General features: G+C 39.0%; 2 protein-coding genes. Both read right to left on the bottom strand.

Annotated elements, in window-relative coordinates:
- Nucleotides 1-124 precede the first annotated feature (124 nt).
- Complete coding sequence (locus CKF59_RS00785; RefSeq protein ID WP_119534081.1) at nucleotides 125-7528, bottom strand: hypothetical protein; 7404 nt, start codon at nucleotides 7526-7528, stop codon at nucleotides 125-127.
- Between the two features lie 127 nt (nucleotides 7529-7655).
- The gene (locus CKF59_RS00780; protein ID WP_119534080.1) at nucleotides 7656-9101 is read right to left on the bottom strand and encodes a metallophosphoesterase family protein; all 1446 of its coding nucleotides are present in this window, start codon (nucleotides 9099-9101) and stop codon (nucleotides 7656-7658) included.
- Nucleotides 9102-10324 lie beyond the last annotated feature (1223 nt).

Genomic DNA, 10324 nt, shown 5'->3' with positions numbered 1-10324 from the left:
ATGTAAAATTTTATAAAAATATACTGTACAAAAAAATGTTACTTTTATGAATTTGTTTTGATCCTAAACTTTTTATTTTCGATGATGCAAAAATTAGCCTCCACACGCAGTGGAGGCTAAATTCTTAAGCATAGAACTTACGTAGGCGTCCAAGATATGGATACCAATTTGTAGTTTCGACAATTTCAAGACTTTGAGCTTGAGCTTGTGCCAACTCATTACAAAGCTGGGCAAAGAAGCTAGCTTTGCTTTGGTGATGATAGAGTACGGCAGCTGGGAAGCTAACCTCTTGTTGGTTGGCTTTGACCCAAGCCAAGTATTTATCTTTTGCTGGTAAAAAGTAGAGATAAGGTAAAGATCTTAACTCTAGATCGAGATTGCTAATTTCTTCTAGTAAACGATAATCAGCAACCAACATTACTTTTATTTGCATAAATTGACGATACAGAGCCTTAAATAAGATGTTTAGCTCTTCTAAACTCAAAGCTTTAGTTTTATTGTTTAACTTACTTAATTGATGGAGAAGAACCTTAGCAATTAAGTGACAACGTTGCTTAAAGCTTTGGGCGTTGATCTCTTTATCTTTAAAACTCCAGTAAGGGAAAAGATTAATGGTTTGGTAGATTTGTTCTAGACTAGGTTCTTTTCCTTGGAGATAGAGTTGATAAAGTTCACGTAAATTTATGCTAGTACTTGTTGTAGTTAACTTAGATTCCTTAGGTTGTACTTGCTCAGGAGTGACTACCTGACTCGCTTTTTGGAAATTAAGAAGAGCGAGTTCTACTTGCATAGCATCTTTGCTTGTCGGCTCTTGTTCCCATCCTAAAGTAGGAGCTAAGGTTTGTGGACAAGTAAAGGCATATTCTTCATAGGTATAATTTGGCTCTTGAATAAAGTCGTCTTGTTCTCGAGCAATCCGAGCAAAGTCTACGCTCTCAAGCATTTGCGCAAGTTCTTGTTCCTCATCATCGAGCGAGACTATAGGGGTATTTACCGCTGGACTCGGAGAGGTTTCTTCTTGTTGGAGATCTTGCATATTAAATACTTCATTGAGGGTACTAAAGTAAGCTTTAGTTTCATTGTAGTATTTAGCTTGCAGATCTTCATAAGCCCAAGTACTTAGCGTTTGTTGGATTAACGCTTGTTCTTCATTAAAGCGATTAGCATCTATCCCACAAGCATGGAAGTTGAGTTTATACACAAAGTCCGGAGCTTGGCTTTGTAAATATAGATAAGCTTGTTGTAACTTATCTTTAAAGGCTTGTAGTTGAGAATGCGAAGTTGTCTTAAAGAACTGCTCGCCTTTGAGCTGATGATAGATTAATGCTTGCTCGAGTAATCCTGGATCTTTATAGTTAACTGGAGCTACTCCTGTCCAAGTTAAATGCTCTGCATTTTGGGTTTGGAGTTGATGTCCCAAGAGTTTATGAGCAACAAACTCATGTAAGGCTTGTTGATTTAGCGTTGCTGAGTAAAACGGAGCCTTAGTTATAGTTACCCGCCAATGGGTTAAAGACTCAAAAGGCAAGGTAACTAAAGAACTCACTGCTCGTGGCAGATTTTGGTACTTGTGTACCCAATCATATTGACGCAGTAAAGCATTAAAGAGTTTTTGTTGCAGAATTTGGGCATGTGCCTTAAAGGTGGCAATAATCTCTTGGCTTTGCTCACCATGGTAGCCACTTTCTTCACTAGTTGCATAGAGTAAATGCAGTGGACGAGCTGGTAAGTAGAGAGCTTGAGGTACTTGGTTAAGTCCTTCAAGGTACACAAGATTTCTTGCTACTTCACGTTCAGCAAAAGTCTGACTTAAGAATAGTTGATAAAGTTTTTCTCCTGCTTGCGAGAAGTAGAAATGAGCAAGATTTAAGTCTTGGGCTTGGATTAACTCAATTAACTGAGCATAGTCACTAGCAACCTGTTTATTTAAAGTCTTGTAGTAGTCAAGATTTAAGAACTGACGATTAAATTGCCACAATTGCTGGAACTGTGCAATATGGGTCGGGGTTAAACTCTTCACATAAGCTGGGTTAGGAAGAACTACTTCAGGATTATCGGCAAGAGGCATATATAGAGGTAAGCTATATCTTACGCTTGCTTCTTTGATTCCTGAGTTAAAGATAAAATTAATTTTATCTATTTCTAACCACAGGTTATTGTAGAGTCCAAGATTAGTATAGTCGCGAACAAAATAGAGTTCTTGTTTGGCAAGAGGGTTATCTTGGACATTGAGATTTCCCAGTTGATAGTATCTTAAAACTTGCTGGTGTAAATTACTAGAGAGAACTTGATGCAGTTGGTAACTCGAGCTATTTTGATAATAGTGGCGAGTACCAACTTTTCTTGGCTCTTGCAATAATTGATTTTCGCTTTGCCATGCCTCTCCCTGATCTTTAACAAACTTATTAAAGTCCTCAAACATGAGGTCAAAGATTTTTGGGAGTGGTGGCTGTGGTTTATCAGTTTCTAACTCAAAAGAGAAATCAAAAGAGTTACGAGAGGTATACTTTTGGAGCTGATCTTTTTGACAAGCATCTACGGTAAAGAGGTAACGATTACCGGTTAAATACCCTTTAAAGAGCAAGTACTTAGGATCCATGGTTAAGGTTAAGGATCTTGCTGACATTTGCTTCACGCTTGTATGTGGATAATCATAGTTTAAAGGGTAATAAACATTTTTAAAGTAACCTTCAAGTTCTGCAATAGTTTGAGCTTTTAAAGGCTCAATTTTATTTTGTTCATTGAGCAGATAGAACTGCGAGCCGATGCTTTGAGCGAGAATTTTACTTCCCTCTTGAGGCTTAGCCGCTAACTCACTTAGCGTGTTAAAAGTATAAGCATAAGCTTGGTGTACTAACTCAGGAGTAGTCATTTCTAGTTTGAGCCAAGCAGCTTGCTGTTGATCTTTGAGAGCAAACTCTACAGCCTTATCTAGCTGTTGTTGCATTTGCTCTAAGTTGAATACTGGAGTGGCTAAGAGCTGTGGTAATACCCCAAAGTAAAGGTAAGCACGGAAGTAGTTAGCAAATCCTGGCGCAAGACGTTGCTTCTCGAGTAAACCAGCGGTTTCTGGTGAGGTAGCTAATACCTGTGCCAGTTGTTGCGAGGTTAACCCAGATTGTTGCCACAGATTTAACAGCGGAGCGCTGAGTTTACCTAGTTCTAGTTCTCCAGTAAGAGTTGCGACCTTGGTGTGTTCGTGATCTTGCTCACTAAAAATATGGAAACGACTAAAGAGACCATCAACAAGAGCATCGCTGGCTCTATATCCTTGTTGTGGATAGAGAATCCCGAGGCTATCCGCAAAAACTCTACTTGGATGTTGGCTTAAGCAACGTAAAGCTAAGGCTGTTTCCCCTTTAATATTGAGGAGTTTTATTAACTGTTCTTTCCAAGTAGTAAGATATAGTCTTGTTCCTTGTCCTGGGGTAAAGAGAGTTTGAGTTAAAGCCTGCTCTAACTGGTACTTACTTGCAGTAAGTATTTGTTGTTGCTCTTGACTCATCCATGGGAGGATAGTTTGCCAGAGATAAGCTTGTTGGCTTTGAGCAAACTGCTCTAAACTAGGCATCTCTAAAGTTGCATATTGGAGATCACAAAAAGCCATTTGCGTGGCAAAAGGTAACTCTTGTTTAATTACCTCTTGCATGCTTAGAAGCGGGTAGCTGGTACTTGGAGCTAAGCGTAAGCCCGGACTTAAGTAAGCACTAAAGGTGTCTACTTGGTTCACTACCAGTTGTGCTTGAGTCTGTAAAGCTTGTGGATTATGGGGAGCAACTAAAGTTTTACTTGCTAGTTGGGCTTGTTGTTGCACCTGTTGTTGGGCTTGCCAGTTAGCTTGCCACAGAGTTATTCCATCTAGTTGAGCAATATAAGCAATAGCCAGTTCTACTTCTTCAACAGTCAGAGCTTGGACGAGTTCAGCAAGGTTACTAGGAGTACCTTGATGCTCTAAATCCTTTAACCAAGCTAAAGACCTAGGTAAGTTGATAGTTTTAGCCCTTGGGGCTAAAGGAGCACTCATGCGAGCAGCGTGAATAAACTCTGCTAGTTGGGCTGGAGTTAAACTTTGGAGATGCTCGTGCATCTGCTCTGGGGTTAACTCTAGACCTAAGCGAGCAAACATTTGAGCAAATGAAGTTTTATAACGCTCGAGATCACGTGGACTTAGTTCATAAGCCTGTTGCACTACCGGTTCAAGACTTTTGAGGAATAACGCTAAGTTAATTTGATCTAATCCCGTTTGCACAAAAGGCAAGTTCTCGGCTCCAAGGAGCTGGTAAATAAACCACAGTTCTAAAGTATCGGTAGCTACCGGATAAGCTAACAGCTGTTGCTGACTTTGCCAGTTAGTAAGAGCCTGCTCATAGTCTTGAGCTGTGAGATGTACTTGCCATTTTTGGAGTTTAACTTCGAGATCTGCCTCTAGAGGCGAAGCCTTGGTTTTTAGGGGTAGAGGAACAAGAATTAGTTGAGCATCTCTTTGCTGATAGCTCTGCTGACGCTCACTTAAGCTAGGGATCACAAAAGCTTTACGAATTTGTTCACTGACAAAGGTGAGCTTATCATTGAGTTCTTGTCCTAGAGTAGTAAAGTACCCATCTACTGCTTCTTTACTCGCTAAGAACACACTATTAGTTAGAGTTAAATCTAGATGTAAACGTTCATAGAACTCAGCAAAGTGGGGATAGTTATTAAACAGATCCGAAGCATTACGCATTAAAGGAGCTTCGCTGTAGTTAAACGGATCAAGATTGTTTCTAAATTGGAGCTGATTTATAAACGGATCAGCATCATAAGTGTAGACCTGCGGATCTAGAGTCGCACTGGCAATATTTTGCCATCTTGTCGTTGGCAAGTTGTAGCTTGTGAGTAACTCTTGCGGTGATTTATAGTTCGCAAAAGGTTCTGGCTGTAGTTGTGCCTGTTTACGAGCTTGAGCATTTTTTGCTTGATAGCTACTTTCTTGGGCTAACTTTACTTCTTGAGCAAATACATCAAGATATAGTGGCGTTAAACTATAGTCAAAATCAGCTCCTAAAGGAGAAGCTTCTGCCTCGGCAATGGGATAAGCAAGGTTATCTAAAGTTAAACGTAAGTAGTAACTTGGGGGCTCGGTATTAGTACCCGCATTAAAGCTCGCAAAACTATGGTTCGCCAACAGAGCAAGATAAGCACTACGGTTATATAAAGACTTCATGAGTAAATTATCATAGCTCTTACGTTTAGGAAGAGTTTTGCTAATTTCACACATTTGTAAGTATAAAGTCTTGGCAAAATAGAGAGCTGTATCCGGATGTTGGAGATAAGGATAGCTCACGCGAGGTAATTGCTCGACCGAAACTTGATAGAAAACTGCACCTAAGAAGCGGTAACTTGCAAAAGTTTGCCCTTGAGTTTTGCCCCCAAGAAACTCCTCTTTGGCTTTACGGAAATGCCAGAGGTGCTGAGGGAACATTTGTAACCAAGTCGATAAAGGATACTCTAATGCTAGCTCAAAACCTTGAGAGCTTTGCTGATTTAAGAGTTTTTCAGCCACTGGCGACAAGAGTTTTTGTACCGGATATCCCTTGCTTAGATCAGTATTGCAGTTTGCTTGTTCTACAACTCTAGAGTTTGTTTGTTCTGTAGCACTGCTGTTTGCTTGCTCTTGAACACTACTATTTGCTTGCTTATCTTGTTCTTCCTCGGTTGGAAGCAGTGAGCCTAGAGCTTGAGCATTAGCCACACTAAACGGAGATAATGCGGTATAGAAGTCTTTGCGAAGTTGAGCATTAACTAATAGAGTGCGATAGATAATCTGCTCAAAAGCTAAGGCTAAAGGATCTTCTAAATATCTTGGAGCATTTAATGGAGTTACGCGCAGATCCTGATGGATCACCTCATAACGAGCTAGGGTAAGACGCTGGTTAGCACTCACCGTTAAAGCTACAGGAGCTTGAGGATTCACAAAATGCCAAGGGTTAGTTAAACCAAAGTGATTGTACTCGGCAAACAGACGTGAGGTGGTAGCAAAGGTATAACTATTGAGTAAATAGAAGTCCTTATCTAAAGCACTTGGAGTACTTAGACTCGTGTCATAGCTACTTGCAAGCATGGGAGAAATAGTAAACTCTTTACTTCGACGATCATCAAAATCATGATCTTCACCGAGCTGATTGATATCTGCAAGTTTACCAAATTGATTCGCCCAGCTTACATAGTGGTGATATTGGTTTTCGCGTCTTAACCAATCTGCATGAGCAAAGGTTTGGCGTTGCTCTAAAGCTTGCTCGAGTAATTGAGCAATTTGTTTGCTCTTCGGAGCTTTACCGGCTGCTTTTTTATTAAAAGTTGCTAGCTTTTGCAGTTTGGTTGCAAGGCTTTGGCTCTCATTTGCTTGCCAAATTTTTGCACTTTGGCTTGCTAGTTGACCATAGGTTTGTGCCATTACCCCTTGGGTAAGATAAGTGCTAGCTAAGTAAGAGTGAGGAAATACCTCTTGCAAAATCAATGCTGGTTTTTGCTTTTTGCTAGTTGCTTTGCTTTGCTTTTTGTTGCTTGCTTGATTGTTTCTTGTTTGTTCCTGTTCAAGAGCTGCTAACTCGAGGAAGTAGAGGTAACTCCCTAAGGCTTTAAAGCCTGCTGGTTCACGTTCCTTGGTTGCTCCTACATAAGGAGCAAGCTGGTGGAGATGCTCTTGAATCTCTGCTGGTAAGGCAAGACTTGGACTTAAAGTACTCGTTTGCTGAGGAGTCGGATATTGTAACCCCACCGCTACTTTGCGTTGTGGATAGTAGGTAGTAAATTTCTCTAGCGAAGTTAGCGAGAGCGGAACTATTTGCTCTTGGAAATATTTAACTACCAGTTCATTACCTCCTTGTTTAAAGGGGTAAATTAAATCAAAATTGGCAAGTTGCTGGTTATAGTCTTTTAAGTAGAGGGAAGCTTTTGGCCCTAAACTCGCAAAGTAGTTGAGTGCTTGCATATCCTCAACATTGTAAGCATTGCCATAATAAAAGTGCATAATCCGGCGGAAGTAAGAACGATCTACATCGAGTACCGGATAAGGATAAACTATCTCTGAAGACTGAGCTGGCGTCGCCGGTAGATAACCTAAATATTGAGGTTGGAGTTGATTAGGTTCAAGGCTCAGTACTGCAGGGAAGTTTTGATAAAGATTAGCATAAGCTAAGCGATATACGTTGAGATTGTATAGGGACTTATCTAATTGAGCAAAAGGAATGGTTTTGCGTACGGCCGCCGCTAGTAAACTTTGGCGACCTATAAGTTTATACTGAAAAACTTTTTCAGGGAAAAGCGGGGTCTCTACATAGTTAAGTTCGGTATTTTGACGATAGCCGTCAAGAGCTAGTTCACTGAGAAACGGTAAACTATGAAACTTCCAGTTAGCAATGCCACGGTAAGTATAGGCTTGAGCAAAGTCATAAAGCTCAACTTGAGCGTGGAGTTGACTTGCGAGTTCAAGTAGCGAATTACTTCCATGAAAGGCAAAAACTGGTAAGCGATATGGCAGATTGGTTTGCATATAGCTGTCTCAGAAAATTAATGATTAATAGTTGTTTAGGTTAGAGAAACCTAATTTCTAAACCTACCCTATATTTTAGCAATAATCAGCTCTTTTTGTGCAGTTAAAGCACAAAAAATAGAGCTACCTAAGGTAACTCTATAAAAGTAAAAGAAAATTCTTGACAAGTTTGTCCATTTTTGCGGGCATGTTGTACTAATAAGCCTACCGAAGTTGAGGTTTGTGGTTGCTGACAGAGTTCGGTGGCCCAAGCTAAACGTTGACGTTCGTTTTCCTTTTCAGGTTGAAGCTGAGCTTTAGCTTGAGCTTGAGGAATTTGTGCCTGCCATAGTTGTACTTGGGAACGTTCGTGCTCTTGTTGCTGGGTAAGATCAGCAGTACTGAGCCAATCTGCCATGGAAGCTGCATAAAAGTTTGGATCTTCAGGGTTAAGCTTAAAGCCTTGGTTCGTGAGCTGATCTAAAGCCTCCCAACTTAAAGTTTGCAGAGCTTGGTTACCGGTAAAAGTTCGAATTTTGCCTACGGGTAAAGGGTAGAGATGATCAACTTCACAAAATACTTCTGAGGTTTGAGTAGAGGTTGAATCTAAGTTACCAAAGGTGATAGGAATAAACTGTTGCCCATAAGCGGTAACTGTATCTTGTTGCCAACCAAGAAAGCGTTGACGATGAATATGCCCATAAACCATGAGATTAGCTTGACTTACCTGTCCAAGGTAAGAAGTATAGTTAAGTTCGATATCTGCGAGATCGAGTTTAGTTGCCTGTCCCCAAGTAGCATCTATTTCTGCTTGGCGTTGCAAAATTTGTTCTTGTTCTTGACGTTTAGCTTTAGATTTTTGAGAAATCTTTTTGGCAATCGCCTTAACCACAAAAGTCGGAATTAATTTTTCTACTACTTGCATCAGAGTAGAACGAATAAAGCGACGATATTTTTGGTAAGCTTGATCTCCAAGGCATAAATTATCTCCATGACAGAGACATAAGCGTAAACTTGCCAGAGGTTTGCTCGCTTGGGGATTGAGCTTATAGAAATCTGAAGCTAAGCTGAGGCGAGTTTGTAACTCTTGGCGTAGCTCCTGATTGGTTTGATAATGAGGTTCGCTGGCATCGATTTTACTAAACTCAAGATTGAGTAAACTATAGCTCGCTTGGGCTCCTTGTGCATTGGCACTAAAGTCAACAAGAGTGTTCTCGGGTAAATAAGTTGCTCCAAAAGACTGAGCAAATTTTTTCTTGAGGAGAAAATCTCGATTGCCTCCCATAAAGAAAATTTCTACCCCTTGCTGCTGTAAAGCTAAAAGTTGTTTTTGGTAAGGAATAAACCATTCAGGGACAAAGTCTCCGATCCCAAGAGCTAAAAAGTCTCCGAGAATGTATAAACGTAAGTGACGTTGATGTTGAGGACTAGACTCACGAGCAAATGTAGCTAACTCTTGGCAAAAGTTACTAAACTTAGCTAAGAGTTCTTCAGCTTGCGGAGCTAGATGTAAGTCACTAATAAAAAAATTATAGACGCTAAGGTTAGCTTGGTCACTGCTTACCTGCGTAGTAAAAGGAAGTTTGTTCGTCATAATAAACACCAAAATCGAGCTAATTTCTATTTTAGCATATAAAAAAACCAGAATCTTACGGATAAGATTCTGGTAGGCTCGGTTAGTATAAAAGTAAATTTACACTACACTTATGTATTATAGAGGATGACTCTATATGAAAGGATTCGAAAAAAATTATGTCATGGTAAAGATTTTTAAGAAAAAACTTTACGACTGAGGTTATATTTTATAGTTGTTGCTTAATTAGTTTTTTATTTATGTAGCTAGTTTTTTACTAGTTAGTTTTTATTTTCTATTGAATTTTCTATTGATTTTCTAGGGAAAAAATCATGCCTCTATGTATTTTCGGTTGGCTCGCCTCTTAAACCTCGAGGGTTTAACCTAGTTGTTTTAATGTTAGATTTAGCACTAGATTTAATGTTAATCTTGCTACGGGGTTTAGGAGGCGAGCTAACTAAGATAATACCTTTAAGATTACATAAGTAAGGTTGTATCGCTTTCAAGGGTAGACAGTATGTGTAACCGAATCTCTCGATTGGAAGAACTCAAGGAGGTTCCAAATACCTCAAAAGCGATACAAGAGGTTTGTTAAAGTCAGCTTTAATAAAAGTTGCTCTGTAGTTAAAGTTAGCTTTAACAAATTAGTAATACTAGGCTATGAACAACCTAATAATATAAAAATGACTTAGAACATGGCTAAATCCCTAAGAGGAGGTTCTTTACGGGATATTATTAAGGATAAATTAAGGCTAACTCTAAGTCATAAAGTTGTGCATCAGAAAGCCAAATAAGAAAAAATCTACAAAGGTTAACCAAGTTAACCTTTTTAGATTACAAGTACTCTAACAAGTGTTTTGTCAGAGCAAACAGAGACATTTATATATGAGAGATGTATGTTATTTATATTATAAGCTTTAAAAATTAAGGAATTTAAAAAAATTTTACCTAAAAGTTCCAAACTGTGATCTAGATCACACTTTTTTTGCATTCGTTGCTTCTAAACTTACAAATGAGTTGCTAACTTGAATAAAAATATGTCATTTGTTGATTTTTGTTAATAAACAAAAAGTTTAAGCAATGATTTTGAACAAAATTTTATCAAAATGAAAAAGGTAAAATGAAAAAGCAGAGAAATTTATCTCTTAGATAAGAATTGCACGAGGGAATAGTGACTTACTGGAGTAATGAGTAGAGTTTTTAGGGTTAGAGTTTAACTAGGAGTAGTGAGGATTTAATAATAA

Source organism: Psittacicella gerlachiana (assembly GCF_003585965.1).
Lineage (GTDB): Bacteria > Pseudomonadota > Gammaproteobacteria > Enterobacterales > Psittacicellaceae > Psittacicella > Psittacicella gerlachiana.
Note: the sequence above shows the minus strand (reverse complement) of the source record. Positions and strands in the feature narration are given on the sequence as shown.